The sequence below is a fragment of the Kribbella albertanoniae genome, from assembly GCF_004348455.1.
In the GTDB taxonomy this organism is placed as follows: domain Bacteria; phylum Actinomycetota; class Actinomycetes; order Propionibacteriales; family Kribbellaceae; genus Kribbella; species Kribbella albertanoniae.
The window spans coordinates 1-14,212 of the sequence record NZ_SMKA01000250.1 but is presented as its reverse complement, the minus strand read 5'-3'; the positions used below and the strand labels follow the sequence as shown (position 1 = coordinate 14,212).

Annotated in this window: 13 protein-coding genes; 10 read left to right on the top strand and 3 right to left on the bottom strand. The window is 67.5% G+C overall.

What is annotated here, in order from left to right; translation table 11 throughout:
- The first annotated feature begins 118 nt into the window (after positions 1-118).
- Genes paaA through paaE form a run of 5 tightly spaced genes read left to right on the top strand, consistent with a single transcriptional unit; the run spans position 119 to position 3,602 of the window.
- Positions 119-1,036 (top strand): 1,2-phenylacetyl-CoA epoxidase subunit PaaA, encoded by a 918-nt coding sequence (gene paaA, locus E1261_RS35595; protein ID WP_238176633.1) that lies wholly within the window; start codon positions 119-121, stop codon positions 1,034-1,036.
- Positions 1,033-1,311, top strand: coding sequence for a 1,2-phenylacetyl-CoA epoxidase subunit PaaB (gene paaB, locus E1261_RS35590; RefSeq protein WP_132414127.1), 279 nt, complete (start codon positions 1,033-1,035; stop codon positions 1,309-1,311). Before paaA ends, paaB begins: the two co-directional genes overlap by 4 nt.
- A complete protein-coding gene (paaC, locus tag E1261_RS35585) occupies positions 1,308-2,042 on the top strand; it encodes a 1,2-phenylacetyl-CoA epoxidase subunit PaaC (protein WP_132414126.1) in 735 nt (244 codons plus the stop codon). Before paaB ends, paaC begins: the two co-directional genes overlap by 4 nt.
- Positions 2,036-2,515 carry a 1,2-phenylacetyl-CoA epoxidase subunit PaaD gene (gene paaD / locus E1261_RS35580; protein ID WP_132414125.1) on the top strand — a complete coding sequence of 160 codons (480 nt, stop codon included), beginning with the start codon at positions 2,036-2,038 and terminating at the stop codon, positions 2,513-2,515. The genes paaC and paaD overlap by 7 nt, the downstream gene beginning before the upstream one ends.
- 1 nt (position 2,516) lies before the next feature.
- Positions 2,517-3,602, top strand: coding sequence for a 1,2-phenylacetyl-CoA epoxidase subunit PaaE (gene paaE / locus E1261_RS35575; protein ID WP_132414124.1), 1,086 nt, complete (start codon positions 2,517-2,519; stop codon positions 3,600-3,602).
- Positions 3,603-3,907: 305 nt separating this feature from the next.
- Here paaE and argG read toward each other — a convergent pair whose 3' ends face one another.
- Entirely contained in the window at positions 3,908-5,341 is a 1,434-nt protein-coding gene (gene argG / locus E1261_RS35570) for an argininosuccinate synthase (protein WP_132414123.1), read from the bottom strand.
- Between the two features lie 122 nt (positions 5,342-5,463).
- Between argG and E1261_RS35565 the strand changes: the two genes are divergently transcribed.
- From E1261_RS35565 to E1261_RS35550, 4 genes are all read left to right on the top strand, one after another.
- Complete coding sequence (locus E1261_RS35565) at positions 5,464-6,255, top strand: metal-dependent hydrolase (protein ID WP_132414130.1); 792 nt, start codon at positions 5,464-5,466, stop codon at positions 6,253-6,255.
- A gap of 196 nt (positions 6,256-6,451) precedes the next feature.
- Positions 6,452-7,366: a 4-hydroxy-tetrahydrodipicolinate synthase gene (dapA, locus tag E1261_RS35560; RefSeq protein ID WP_132414122.1), complete on the top strand. Its 915-nt coding sequence runs from the start codon at positions 6,452-6,454 to the stop codon at positions 7,364-7,366.
- Complete coding sequence (locus tag E1261_RS35555) at positions 7,363-9,057, top strand: ribonuclease J (protein ID WP_132414121.1); 1,695 nt, start codon at positions 7,363-7,365, stop codon at positions 9,055-9,057. Before dapA ends, E1261_RS35555 begins: the two co-directional genes overlap by 4 nt.
- Positions 9,058-9,079: 22 nt before the next feature.
- A complete protein-coding gene (locus tag E1261_RS35550; RefSeq protein WP_132414120.1) occupies positions 9,080-10,111 on the top strand; it encodes a LacI family DNA-binding transcriptional regulator in 1,032 nt (343 codons plus the stop codon).
- On the opposite strand, the gene E1261_RS35545 is transcribed toward E1261_RS35550, so the two are convergent.
- The gene (locus tag E1261_RS35545) at positions 10,112-11,182 is read right to left on the bottom strand and encodes a fatty acid desaturase family protein (protein WP_132414119.1); all 1,071 of its coding nucleotides are present in this window, start codon (positions 11,180-11,182) and stop codon (positions 10,112-10,114) included. It abuts the gene before it with no gap.
- A 50-nt stretch (positions 11,183-11,232) separates the two neighbouring features.
- Positions 11,233-12,342 (bottom strand): fatty acid desaturase family protein, encoded by a 1,110-nt coding sequence (locus E1261_RS35540; RefSeq protein WP_238176632.1) that lies wholly within the window; start codon positions 12,340-12,342, stop codon positions 11,233-11,235.
- A gap of 144 nt (positions 12,343-12,486) precedes the next feature.
- Between E1261_RS35540 and E1261_RS35535 the strand changes: the two genes are divergently transcribed.
- Positions 12,487-14,010, top strand: a complete 1,524-nt coding sequence (locus tag E1261_RS35535) for an alkaline phosphatase D family protein (RefSeq protein ID WP_132414118.1) — start codon at positions 12,487-12,489, stop codon at positions 14,008-14,010.
- The last annotated feature ends 202 nt before the right edge of the window (positions 14,011-14,212 follow it).

The following is a 14,212-nucleotide window of genomic DNA, read 5'->3' as shown; positions in this document are numbered from 1 at the left end:
CGCCGCGGCCTGCCCCCAGTGCGCTGACCCCCCTCCCGCAGGTAGGTCCAGCACCACCCTTGTGACACCTGTTGTCGATCTGGAGAAAAAGTGTCACATCTGGGCTATGCTGCGTCTCATGGACAGCTTCCAGGCGACCATCGACGCCGACGGCCGGATCGAGCCGCGGGACGCCATGCCCGACGGCTACCGCAAGACCCTGATCCGGCAGATCGCGCAGCATGCGCACTCGGAGATCATCGGCATGCAGCCGGAGGGCAATTGGATCAGCCGGGCGCCCTCGCTGCGCCGCAAAGCGATCCTGATGGCCAAGGTCCAGGACGAGGCCGGTCACGGCCTCTACCTGTACGCCGCCGCCGAGACGCTCGGTGTGGACCGGGCCGATCTGCTGGACATGCTGCACACCGGCCGGCAGAAGTACTCCAGCATCTTCAACTACCCGACGCTCACCTGGGCCGACATCGGTGCGATCGGCTGGCTGGTCGACGGCGCCGCGATCGTGAACCAGGTGCCGCTCTGCCGCTGCTCCTACGGGCCGTATGCGCGCGCCATGGTCCGGGTCTGCAAGGAGGAGTCGTTCCACCAGCGGCAGGGCTTCGAGATCCTGCACACGCTGTGCAACGGCACGGACGGGCAGAAGGCTATGGCGCAGGACGCGCTCGACCGCTGGTGGTGGCCGTCGCTGATGATGTTCGGCCCGCCGGACGCGTCGTCGACGCACTCCGAGCAGTCGATGGCGTGGGGGATCAAGCGGCACAGCAATGACGAGCTACGGCAGCGGTTCGTTGACATGACTGTCCCGCAGGCCGATGTGCTGGGGCTGCGGGTGCCGGACGACGGACTGGTCTATGACGAGGCCACCGGGCACTACAGCTTCACCGAGCCCGACTACACCGAGCTGTACGAGGTGGTGAAGGGCAATGGGCCGTGCAACGAGAAGCGGCTCGCGCACCGGGTCAAGGCGCATGAGGATGGCGCCTGGGTCCGTGAGGCAGCAGCGGCGTACGCGGCTAAGCGTCAGGAGGCCGCGGCATGATTGAGCCCCTGTGGGAGGTCTTCGTGCGGTCGCGGCGTGGGTTGTCACACACGCATGTCGGATCGCTGCACGCGCCCGACGCGACTATGGCGCTGCGCAACGCGCGCGACGTCTACACCCGGCGTCAGGAGGGTGTGTCGATCTGGGTGGTGCGGGCGACCGACATCACCGCGTCCAGCCCGGACGAGAAGGACGAGTTCTTCGATCCGGCAGGTGACAAGGTCTACCGGCACCCGACGTTCTACGAGGTCCCGGAAGGCGTCGAGCACCTGTGAGTGATCTCTTCGAGTACACGTTGCGCCTCGGTGACGACGCGCTGATCGCCGCGCAGCGCACCGCCGAGTGGATCGCGGCCGCGCCGCAACTCGAGGAGGACGTTGCCCTCGGCAACATCGGGCTCGACCAGCTCGGCCAGGCGCGGTCGCTGCTGCAGTACGCCGGCTCGATGGACGGCCGCACCGAGGACGACCTCGCGTACTTCCGCGAGGAGCGCGAGTTCCGCAACCTGCAGCTGTGCGAGCTGCCGAACGGCGACTTCGCGCACGCCATGGCCCGCCTGCTGTACTTCGCGACGTACCAGCATCTCTTGTACGACGAGCTGCGCGGGAGTGCCGACGAGACGCTGGCCGGTGTCGCGGGGAAGGCGGTCAAGGAGGTCGCGTACCACGTCGACCACGCGACCCAGTGGGTCATCCGGCTGGGCGACGGTACTGCGGAGAGCCACCGCCGCATGCAGGCTGCACTGGATGCACTCTGGCCGTACACCGCCGAGATGTTCGAGTCAGACGAGCTTGTACGGCGCCTCCCGGTCGCCGTGGACCCAGCTGCGTTGCAGGACGAGTGGAACCGCCGGGTGCTCGCGGTGATCGACGAATCCACGTGCACCCGGCCAGAGGCGTCGTACCAGCACAAGGGCGGCCGGAGTGGTCGCCACACGGAGCACATGGGGTTCCTGCTGGCAGAGCTGCAGCATGTGGCGCGTTCACACCCGGGGGCGACATGGTGACCGACGCTGCGATCCTCGACGCGGTGGGTGAGGTCGCTGACCCTGAGGTGCCGGTGCTGACGATCGCTGACCTCGGAGTGCTGCGTGGTGTGCGGCACGAGGGTGATGAGGTCGTCGTGACGATCACACCGACGTACTCGGGCTGTCCGGCGATGGATCTGATCCGGCACGAGGTTGAGCTGACTCTGAACCACCTGGGGGTCGAGGGCCACGTCGAAACGGTGCTGTCGCCGGCGTGGACGACGGACTGGATGAGTGAAGCAGGTAAGGCGAAACTGACCGAGTACGGGATCGCACCGCCGACCGGGCGTCGTGCTGTCGGCGGTCCGGTGATGCTGTCGCTGACTCTGCGCTGCCCGCTGTGCGGCTCACCTGACACCTCTGAGCTCAGCCGTTTTGGGTCCACGTCCTGCAAGTCGCTCTGGCGCTGCAACAGCTGCCGGGAGCCCTTCGACCACTTCAAGGCGATCTGACATGACTACTGTGGCGACCCGGCGTCGGGCGACGTTCCACGCGTTGAAGGTGGCGGCGATCGAGGCGATCACCGATGACTCGGTGGCGATCACGTTCGCCGTACCTGAGGAGCTCGCGGGGGAGTACGACTTCACCGCGGGCCAGCACCTGACAGTACGGCGTACTGGTGAGGACGTCCGTCGTAGCTACTCGATCTGCTCACCAGCTGGTTCCGGTGTACTGCGGATCGGAGTGAAGCGGATCCCCGGTGGCACCTTCTCGGCGTACGCGGCGCATGAGCTCAAGGTGGGCGACGAGCTCGAGGTGATGACGCCACTCGGCCGGTTCGGTACGACGCTCGACCCGGCCAACGCCAAGCACTACGCCTTCGTGGCAGCGGGAAGCGGCATCACGCCGGTGCTCTCGCTCGTCGCGACGATCCTGTCGGTCGAACCGTCCAGCCGCGTCACGCTGCTCTACGGCAACCGCACTGCGGGCTCGGTGATGTTCGCGGACGAGCTGGCCGACCTGAAGGACGTGTACGCCGAGCGCCTGCACCTCGTGCATGTCCTGTCGCGTGAGTCGACCGAGGTGGAGCTCTTCAGCGGCCGCATCGACGTGGAGCGGTTGCAGCGGATGTTCGCAACCATCCTGCCGATCGCCAGCGTGGACGAGTGGTTCCTCTGCGGGCCGTACGCCATGGTGGTCGGTGCCCAGGGGCTCCTGCTGTCAGAAGGCGTTCCCCGCGAACACGTCCACGCCGAGCTCTTCCATGTCGGCGACGAAGCCCCCAAAGCGCCGGTCGAGGACACCACGTCCGACGCGGACGCTGCCCAGGTCACCGTCATCCTCGACGGCCGCCGCTCCACCTTCCCCCTCGGCGAACACGCCCGCCCCATCCTCGACGCCACCCTCGCAGTCCGCTCCGACGCCCCCTTCGCCTGCAAAGGCGGCGTCTGCGGCACCTGCCGAGCCAAAGTCCTCGACGGCTCGGTCCGCATGGACACCAACTGGGCCCTCGAACCAGACGAAATCCGAGCCGGCTACGTCCTGACCTGCCAGTCCCACCCCACCACCCCAGCCGTAACCGTCGACTTCGACGCCTGACCCAGTAGCCGAGCGGACCTGCGCCACTCACCAAGTGCGTCCGGAGGGGTTCCCCGGCCGCCGCTGAGCGTGAGCCAACCGGCGACGCGGAGGTTGGTGAGTGCTGGCGGTCCGCACTCGGATCCTGCGGACGTTGCAGGTACGGCGGTCCGCAGCCGCCCATCTGATGGGTTCACCAGTCAGCTTGTGGGTTCCCCACCGCCATGCGAGTGCAGAACCCACAATCTCGTGGGGTAACCCATGAGATGCCTGTCGGACGGCGAGCAGCCCGGCTGTCCAGCTGGGGGCGGCCGGGCTGGTGGTGGTTAGTCGGTGCCGGCTTCCATGGCGGCTCGGTCCAGGGCCAGGTCCTCATCGGAGGCTTCGCCGCGGGAGGCGATTGCCTGGGCGCCACCGGTCGGCATCGGGCCGATGAGGTCGGTGGAGGAGGCGAGGGCGGGGTTCGACGAGCCGAACATGCCGAGGCCGGCGTACTGCTCCAGCTTGGCGCGGGAGTCGGCGATGTCGAGGTTCCGCATGGTGAGCTGGCCGATGCGGTCGACGGGGCCGAAGGCGGAGTCCTCGATGCGCTCCATCGACAGCTTGTCCGGGTGGTACGAAAGCGACGGGCCGGTGGTGTCGAGGATCGAGTAGTCCTCACCCCGCCGGAGCCGCAACGTCACCTCGCCGGTGACCGCCGTACCGACCCAGCGCTGCAGGGACTCCCGCAGCATCAGCGACTGCGGGTCGAGCCAGCGGCCTTCGTACATCAGCCGGCCGAGCTTGCGGCCCTCGTTGTGGTAGCTGGCGAGGGTGTCCTCGTTGTGGATCGCGTTCACGAGCCGCTCGTACGCCGCGTGCAGCAGCGCCATCCCCGGGGCCTCGTAGATCCCCCGGGACTTCGCCTCGATGATCCGGTTCTCGATCTGGTCGGACATGCCGAGCCCGTGCCGGCCGCCGATCGCGTTCGCCTCCAGGACGAGGTCGACCGCCGAGCCGAACTCCTTGCCGTTGATCGTCACCGGCCGGCCCTGGACGAAGCCGATGGTGACGTCCTCGGTGGCGATCTCGACCACCGGGTCCCAGTGCGCGACGCCCATGATCGGATCGACGATCTCCACCCCGGCGTCCAGGTGCTCGAGCGTCTTCGCCTCGTGGGTCGCGCCCCAGATGTTCGAGTCGGTCGAGTAGGCCTTCTCGACGCTGTCCCGGTACGGCAGGTCGTGGCTGGCCAGCCATTCCGACATCTCCTTGCGCCCACCGAGCTCATGCACGAACTGCGCGTCCAGCCACGGCTTGTAGATCCGCAGCTGCGGGTTCGCGAGCAGGCCGTACCGGTAGAACCGCTCGATGTCGTTGCCCTTGAACGTCGACCCGTCGCCCCAGATCTGGACGTCGTCGTCGAGCATCGCCCGGACCAGCATCGTGCCGGTCACGGCCCGGCCGATCGGGGTGGTGTTGAAGTACGTGCGGCCGCCGGACCGGATGTGGAAGGCGCCGCACGCGAGTGCGGCCAGGCCCTCCTCGACCATCGCCGTGCGGCAGTCCACCAGCCGGCTGAGCTCGGCGCCGTACGCCGCGGCGCGCCCGGGGATCGACGCGATGTCGGGCTCGTCGGGCTGGCCGAGATCGGCGGTGTAGGTACAGGGCACCGCTCCCTTGTCGCGCATCCACGCGACCGCGACCGACGTGTCGAGACCTCCCGAGAACGCGATCCCGACCCGCTCACCAACCGGCAACGACGTAAGCACCTTGGACATAGGAAGAGTATGCATGCCTCTGAATGATTATGCAAAATGCTCGTGATGGGTGTGGCTGTTGTGACTGCTGGGGCTGGATTGAGAGGATGGCGGTCTGCTGGAGGGGAGTGAGGCGCACCATGATGGGGCGATCGCATGCGTTGTCGGGGTGGGTTCTGGGGCTGGCGGTGGCGCCGATGGTCGGGCTGACCTCGGTGGCCGAGGTGGTGCCGTTCGCTGCCGCCACGGCCGGCTACGCGTTGGTGCCGGACCTGGATCACCCGGGAGGGAGTGCGTCCCGGCTACTCGGCCCGATCACCGGCCTGATCTCCAGTGCGATCCGGACGTTGTCCGGTGTCCTCTACAACCTCACCAAAGGTCCACGCGACGAGGACAGCACCGGCAAGCATCGCCACGCCACGCACACCCTCGCCGCCGCGATCGGGCTCGGCATGCTGGCCGCCAGCCTGGGCGACCGCGGCAAGTGGGCAGTCCTGGCCGTCGCCGCCACCGGGCTGGTCCTAGCGGCACATGTGCTCGGCGACTGGGTTCTGTTCGCAGTCCTCGGCGCCAGCGCCTACTCGATCTTCGGCGCGGCACTTCCCGGTACGACGCCCGCTGACGCGCTCCAGGCGGGCTTGTCCGGGATCGGTGGGTGGATCGGGGTGGCCGTCGCCGTCGGCATGTTCACCCATTGTCTGGGTGACAGCCTGACCCGTTCCGGCTGTCCATGGCTCTGGCCGCTCCCGATCCGCGGCGAGACCTGGTACGAGATCCGCCTTCCCCGGCTGCTCCGGTTCAGCACGAACAGCTGGGTCGAGCGGCTGATCGTCGTACCGGTGTTACTGGCCGCTGGTGTCCTGCTGCTGCCCGGAGCGTGGGAAATCGTTGAACAAGCCTTCAATTCGACCTCGATCTGGCTCGCAGACCGCTGATTTGTCGACAGAGAGCTATGGAGGAATCACTAAACGTGTTCACAGAATTTTTTCCGGACTTTTTTCGTGGAACGTGTAACGACTCCGTGGGCTCACCCGATAGGACGAGTGAGCCTGGTGGCTGCCCGGACCCCCGAGCGGACAGCCACCAGGCCTACTCATTTCTTCAGGGCGTCGGGACGGTAATCTGAGCACCATGCCCTCGCCAGAACTCCTCGCCGCTCCGGTGCTGCCCTTCGGCCGCCTGACCACGGCCATGGTCACCCCGTTCCAGCCCGACGGATCTCTGGATCTGGCCGCGGCGCAGAAGGTGGCCACGCATCTTGTCGACGGCGGCAACGACGCCCTCATCCTGAACGGGACGACCGGCGAGTCCCCGACCACCACGGACCAGGAGAAGGCGGAGCTGATCCGCGCGGTCCGCGAAGCCATCGGCGACCGGGCCAAGCTCGTCGCCGGCGTCGGGACGAACGACACGGCCCACACCATCGAGCTCGCCCGGCAGGCCGAGGCCGCCGGTGCCGACGGGCTGCTGGTCGTGACGCCGTACTACAACAAGCCTCCGCAGGAGGGTCTGCGTCAGCACTTCACTCAAGTCGCCGACGCGACCGGCCTGCCGAACCTGCTGTACGACATCCCCGGCCGCGCCGGGGTGGAGATCAGGACCGAGACGCTGATCGCGCTCGCGGAGCACCCGCGGATCGTCGCGGTGAAGGACGCCAAGGGCGACCTGGCCGCGACCACCAAGGTGCTCGCGAACACCGATCTGTTCTACTACTGCGGTGCCGACGAGCTGAACCTCGCCATGCTGGCGATCGGTGCCGTCGGTATCGCGAGTGTCGTAGGACACGTCGCGAGCCCGGAGTACCGGCAGCTGATCGACGCCGTGGTGGCCGGCGACCTTGCCACCGCACAGGAGATTGATCGACGGCTGGTGCCCGCCGTCGAAACGATTATGACGATTACCCAGGGCGCCATCATGGTGAAGGCCGCACTCAAGCTGGCCGGCGTCCTCGACCACGCGACCCTCCGGTTGCCGCTGGTCGAGGCGACGCCCGCACAAGTGGACCGGCTCACCACCGACTTGAAAACGGCAGGACTGATTGCATGAGTCATCCCCATCCCCATCTAGCAGCGCCCGGACCGCTGGCTCCGGGCGCTTTGCGGGTCATCCCGCTCGGCGGCCTCGGCGAAGTAGGCCGCAACATGACCGTGTTCGAGTACGACGGCAAGCTGCTGATCGTCGACTGCGGTGTGCTGTTCCCGGACGAGAACCAGCCCGGCGTGGACCTGATCCTGCCGGACTTCCAGCCGATCCGGGACCGGCTGAACGACGTCGTCGCGGTGGTGCTGACGCACGGCCACGAGGACCACATCGGCGGGTTGCCCTACCTGCTGCGTGAGCGGGGCGACATCCCGGTCATCGGGTCACAGCTCACGCTCGCGTTGCTCGAGGGCAAGCTGAAGGAGCACCGGCACCGCAACGTGCCGCAGCAGACCGTGGTCGAGGGAGAGAAGCTGCAGATCGGCCCGTTCGTCTGCGAGTTCGTCGCGGTCAACCACTCGATCCCGGACGCGCTCGCGGTGGCGATCCGGACGCCGGGCGGCATGGTGCTGCACACCGGCGACTTCAAGATGGACCAGCTCCCGCTGGACGGCCGGATCACGGACCTGAACGCGTTCGCGCGGCTCGGCGAGGAAGGGGTCGACCTGTTCCTCGTCGACTCCACCAACTCCGAGGTCCCCGGCTTCACCACCCACGAGCGCGACATCGCCCCGGTGCTGGACGGCGTCTTCACCAAGGCGAAGAACCAGCGCATCATCGTGGCCTGTTTCGCCTCGCACGTGCACCGCGTCCAGCAGGTGATGGACGCCGCCGTGAAGCACCGCCGCAAGGTCGCGTACGTCGGCCGTTCGATGGTCCGCAACATGGGCGTGGCCCGGGACCTCGGCTTCCTGAAGGTGCCCGGCGACACGCTGATCGACATGCGCGAACTGGAGAACTACCCACCCGAGCAGGTCGTGCTGGTCTCCACCGGATCCCAGGGCGAGCCGATGTCGGCGCTGTCCCGGATCGCGGCCAACGACCACCACGTCGTCCAGATCCAGCCGGGCGACACCGTCGTACTGGCGTCGTCGCTGATCCCCGGCAACGAGAACTCGGTCTACCGGGTGATCAACGGCCTGACCCGGCACGGCGCGAACGTGATCCACAAGGGCAACGCCCTGGTGCACGTCTCCGGTCACGCGAGTGCCGGCGAGCTGCTGTACTGCTACAACATCGTGAAGCCGCGCAACGTGATGCCGGTGCACGGTGAGATCCGGCACCTGCACGCGAACGCCGCGCTGGCGATCCAGACCGGCGTACCGCGCGAGAACGTGGTCGTCGTCGAGGACGGTGTGGTGGTCGACCTGATCAACCGCAAGGTCGTGGTGGCCGGCAAGGTCGACTGCGGTTATGTCTTCGTGGACGGCTCGACCGTCGGCGACATCACCGAGACCTCGCTGAAGGACCGGCGGATCCTGGGCGACGAGGGTTTCATTTCGGTGATCGCCGTGATGGACTCCGTCACCGGGAAGCTGACCGCCGGACCGGAGATCCAGGCCCGCGGGTTCGCCGAGGACGACACCGTCTTCGACGACCTGAAGCCGAAGATCGAGGCGGAGATGGCGAAGGCGATCGGCGGCGGCGTGGACGACATCTACCAGCTGCAGCAGATCATCCGCCGGGTGGTCGGCAAGTGGGTCAGCGACACCCACCGCCGGCGCCCGATGATCATCCCGATCGTCGTCCAGAGCTGAGAACAGAGAGAGTAGGCCGGCGATGAGCATCAGCGGTGTGAACGGCACGGGCCAGCGCCGGCCCACGATGAAGGAGGTCGCGGCCCGGGCCGGGGTGGCACTGAAGACGGTGTCGCGCGTGGTCAACGAGGAGCCGAACGTCAGCCCCGAGCTGACCGCCAAGGTCCAGGCCGCGATCAAGGAACTGAACTACACCCCGAACGAGTCGGCCCGGATGCTGCGCCGCGGCAAGACCGGCACGATCGCCGTGGTCATCCGCGATATCGGTGACCCGTTCTTCGCCTCGCTCGGCCGGGCGGTCGAGCTGTGGGCCCGCTCGTCGGGTTCCGTGGTGATGATCGGCCTGACCGACGAGGACCCGGAGCGCGAGCGCGACGTCTGTCTCGAGTTCGTGGCGCGTCGCCCGGACGCGTTGATCATGGCGCCGATCGGGGAGACCCAGGACTACCTGGCACCGCATGTCGACGCGGGGATGGCGGTGGTCACGATCGACCGTCCCGCGCACGGGATCGAGGCGGACGCCGTACTGGCCGATAACGCGGGCGGTATCGATCAGGCGATCGACCACCTGGTCCGGCAGGGTCACCGGCGGATCGCCTACCTCGGTGACGACGAGCGGATCTTCACTGCTCGCGAGCGCGTGGTCGCCTACCGGGCCGCGATGGCCCGGCACCGCATCGACGTCGACGAGGACCTCGTGCACCTGTCCGAGCCGACCACGGAGGGCATCGGCATCACGCTGTCCGCCGTGCTGGATCGTCCCGAGCCGGCCACAGCGTTGCTGTCGGCAAACAACATGACAACCGCTGAGGTACTACGTGGTCTGGCCGGCCGGCGTGACCAGGTCGCACTCGTGTCGTTCGACGACCTAGCTCTCGGCGACCTGCTCAAGCCCGGCCTGACCGCCGTCGCCCAGTCAGCCGACGTGATGGCCCGGACCGCCATCCAGCTGATGACCGAGCGCCTCCCCGAACCGCACCGCCCCGGCCGCACGGTCCGGGTGCCGGTGAAGCTGACGATCCGCGGCTCGGGAGAGATCCCGCCGTCCAGCTAGCTACTTGCGGTAGGCCGTTGCCAGCGGGCACTGGAACGGGTCGCGCGCGTGTAGGCCGACGTTGTTGAGGTACTCGATGACGATGCGGTACGACGTAAACAGGCCGACCTCGGTGTAGTCCACGCCATGCAGCTCGCAGTACTCGCGGACGATCGGGCGCACGCGGCGCAGCGTCGGCCTCGGCATGCTGGGGAAGAGGTGGTGCTCGATCTGGTAGTTGAGCCCGCCCATGGCGAAGTCGATCAGCACGCCGCCGCGGATGTTACGCGACATCAGCACCTGGCGGCGCAGGAAGTCGAGCTTCATGCCGGCCGGTACCAGTGGCATGCCTTTGTGGTTCGGTGCGAACGCTGCGCCGAGGAACAGCCCGAAGATGGCCAACTGCAGTGCCAGGAAGGCCGTGGCCTTCCCCGGAGGCAGCAGTACGTACAGGGCAGCGACGTACAGAGTCAGACGGGAGATGACGACCGCTAGCTCGATCCGCTCGAGTTTGGTGGCGTCACGGCGACACAGGTGCCGCAGGCTCGACGCATGCAGGCCGAGCCCTTCCAGCGTGAGTAGGGGGAAGAACAGCCACCCCTGCCGCGCAGCGATCCACCGACCGAGCGGTCCGCGGCCGAGCACCGCATCTGGTGTGAAGGCGACCGCCTTGAGCTGTACGTCGGGGTCCTTGTCCACCTGGTTCGGTGCGGCGTGATGACGTGAGTGTTTGTTGCGCCACCACGTCACACTCATCCCCGCGACCGCACCGGCCAGCACTCGCGCCGTCCAGTCGTTGCGTGCCGCGGAGTCGAAGATCTGCCGGTGCGCGCTGTCATGGCTCAGGAACGCCACCTGGACGAGCACCAGCGCCAGCACTGCGGCCAGCACCAGCTGGAACCACGAATCACCCACTACGACGACGCCGACCGCGACACCGGCCAGCGCAAGGAACACGAGGCCGATGCGCGTGTAGTAGTACCCCTGGCGCCGGCGCATCAGGCCGAGCTCCTGCACAGTCCGGAGCAGGTCGGTGTAGAGACTGGCGTACTGCTGCTGTGGGCGCACACGTTCAGGATCGAGATCAGTCATGACACTCCGTGTGCACTCAGGTGGACCGCCGAGGTCGGCTGGGCAAAGGACTACCCCCGGTACGCCGTGACGAGCGGGCACTGCCAGGGATCCCGGGCCCGCAGCCCGACGTTGTTGAGGAAGTCGACGATCACCTTGTACGACCCCATCAGCGACATCTCGGTGTAGTTCACACCGTGCCGTTCGCAGTACTCGCGGACGATCGGCTGGACCACTTTGAGCGTCGGCCGCGGCATGCTCGGGAACAGGTGGTGCTCGATCTGGTAGTTGAGCCCGCCCATCACGAAGTCGATCATCACACCCCCACGGATGTTGCGCGACATCAGCACCTGGCGACGGAGGAAGTCGATCTTCATCGTCGCCGGCACCAACGGCATCCCGGTGTGGTTCGGTGCGAACGTTCCACCGAGGCAGACGCCGAAGACGGCCAGCTGCAGGCCGAGGAAGGCGAAGGCCTTGCCGGGCGGCAACAGGTAGAACAGCAGCGCGAGGTAGCTGCTGATCCGGATCAGCACGAGTGCGCCCTCGACTCGCTCGGCCTTGTTCGCGCCCCGGCGGAACACGTGCGTCACGCTCGACACGTACAGGCTCAGGCCTTCCAGTGTCAGCAGCGGGAAGAACAGCCAGCCCTGGCGGTCGGTCAGCCACTTCCGGATGCCGGTGCGGCTGAGCGCGTGCTCCGGGGTGAAGGCGACCACGCCGATGTCGATGTCGGGGTCGTGCTGGATCTGGTTCGGAGCCGCGTGATGGCGGCTGTGCTTCGACTTCCACCAGGCGGAGCTGATCCCGATCAGGCCGCCGGCCAGCACCCGAGCGGTCCAGTCGTTCCACTTCGCCGACTTGAAGATCTGCCGGTGCGAGCTGTCGTGGCTGAGGAACGCGACCTGGGTCAGCACGAGCGCGAAGGCGCCGGCCATCAGGAGCTGCAGCCAGGAGTTTCCGAGCAGTCCGACACCGACCCAGACCCCGGCGAACGCGGCGAGCACCAGACCGATACGGGTCCAGTAGTAGCCCGGCCGACGCCGCAGCAGGCCCAGCTCGCGCACCGTGCGCGCGAGATCGGTGTAGAGGTTGGTGAAGCGCTGTTGCGGGTTTCCGTCCGCGACAAGCTGTGACAAGAAGAACACCCCGGTCCGGTCGTACATCATGTCGTACGCCACCAGGTCCAGGGCAGCGCCACAACTGTGGCTGATGCCCCCAACGGAACCACGTTAGGCAACCCTTCGCAAGGTGAGTCTTGCGGGCGCGCCAAGGGGCAACCGTCAGTTCACGCGGCAGCCATCCGGCGGGATCAGGCTGGCGGTATGAAATTGAGTCGCCGCCAACTCTTGGCTGCATCCACCGCCGCCGGTGCCTCCCTGGCTCTGCCAGGTGTCGCTGCTGCGGCCCCCAACGTCGTACGCCGGGACCGGCCCGCACTGCCGTCCGGCATCATGTCGGGCGACGTCAGCTCGAACGCCGCCGTGGTCTGGTCGCGCACCGACCGCAGGGCCCGGATGGTCGTCGACCTGACCAGCCATGGCCGCTTCGACCGGGCAGTCCGGTTGTGCGGCCCGGTCACCGGGCCGGACCAGGACTTCACCGCGCAGGTGCCGCTCAAGGGCCTGCGCCCCGGCCAGCGGTACGACTACCGCATCGCGTTCGAGGACGCGTACGGCCGCCGCGGTGAGTCCCTCGAAGGCTCCTTCAGTACGCCGGGCCGCAACCGCGGACTGTCGTTCGTGTGGACCGGGGACACCGCCGGCCAGGGGTACGGCATCAACCCGGACCTCGGCGGCATGATCGCGTACAAGGCCATGCACGAAACCCGGCCGGACTTTTTCCTGCACTCCGGGGACAACATCTACGCCGACGGCCCGATCGCGGCCTCGGTGCAGATCCCGGACGGCACGGTGTGGAAGAACGTGGTGACCGAGGAGGTCTCCAAGGTCGCCGAGACACTCGCGGAGTACCGCGGCCGCTACAAGTACAACCTGCTCGACCACAACGTCCGCGACCTGTACGCCGACGTACCGATCGTCAGCCAGTGGGACGACCACGAGACGGTCAACAACTGGTATCCCGGCGAGATCCTGGAAGACACGCGTTACACCGAGCGGCGGGTCGACGTCCTGGCGGCCCGAGCTCGGCAGGCGTTCCTCGAGTACCTGCCGATGGTGCACACCGCGGGCCGGAACCGCATCTACCGCAAGGTGAGCTATGGTCCGCTGCTCGATGTCTTCTGCCTCGACATGCGCACCTACCGCGGCGCCAACCCGGCACCGGCGGCAGCCGGCCCGGTGGCCATGCTGGGCACCGAGCAGGCCGAGTGGCTGGTCCGCGAGGTGGCCAAGTCCAAGGCAACCTGGAAGGTGATCGCCAGCGACATGCCACTCGGACTCCTGGTGCCGGACGGCCCGCTGATCGAGGGAGTCGCGAACGGCGTCGCCGGTGCACCTGGTGGCCGGGAGCACGAGATCGCGTGGGTGCTGAGCCAGTTCAAGAAGCGCAAGGTACGCAACACGGTCTGGCTGACCGCAGACGTGCACTACTGCGCCGCACACCACTACGACCCGTCCAGGGCAGCCTTCACCGACTTCGACCCGTTCTGGGAGCTCGTGGCCGGTCCGGTGAACGCAGGCACGTTCGGCCCGAACACGCTGGACCCGACGTTCGGACCGAAGGCGGAGTTCGTCAAGGCCGCCGACTTCCCGAACCAGCCGCCGAGCGGCGGCAACCAGTTCTTCGGCCACGTCGAGATCGATCCGCGCACCGGCGTCTTCACCGCGTCCCTGCGGGACCTGTTCGGCAAGGTCCTCTGGACCAAGGACATCAATCCGGCCCGCTGACAAGGGCCCGTCGTACCCACCTGCCTCCGGCGCCTGCGCGGGATGCCGCCCACCGGGGGCGGTGGGTACGACGCGTTAGACGGTATGGAGTGACCGCACGGTCTGTGGTCCCGGTTTCCTCGGGCGGTGATTGTGAAGCCGGCGTGCGGGATGGCGTCAACGTCGTTCATGCTCGCTGCGCTGCGCGTGCTCCACGTTGACT